1 pseudogene is annotated in these 477 nt (G+C 63.3%); it reads right to left on the bottom strand.

The features are described 5' to 3' along the window. Positions 1 to 477, bottom strand: a pseudogene (locus AC5ZG1_RS44290) (FAD-dependent oxidoreductase); the annotation flags it as partial.

Raw genomic sequence — 477 nt, forward strand, 5'->3', positions numbered from 1 at the left:
GGACGATGCCGCGCGCCAGGCGGTCGGCGCCCTCGCTGATTGCAGGGATGTCGCCTGTAAGCTTGCCGTGGCTGAGCGTTGCCGGGAAGTTGAAGCAATGAATCTTCGAGAGAACCGGGCAAGAACCCGGTTCTTTCTCAAGGAATTCGAAAGCCTCGCCAAGATCGGGCGATCCTTCAAGCTCCGCATTCGCCATCCCGGCCGGCGTCGGGAAGCGGTCGCGCCAAAGTCGGATGTGGGGTTCGAAGACTCCCAGTTCCGGCCGATTGGTCAGATCGATCTTGAAGCCGGTCCCGAAGATCAGGAAGTCGAGGGGGTAGCTGGCCTTCGACGTCGACACGACGACCTGGTCACCGTCCTGCTGCAGGCCGGTGACCGGGCTTTGGAGATGAAGGTGAGCCTGCTCGAAGGAGCTGACGCGCAGCACGCTCGGACGCGGCGGCGGCGTCTGCTGGCCCATCGCATAGTCGAGGAAGC

Source organism: Bradyrhizobium sp. Leo78 (genome assembly GCF_059512425.1).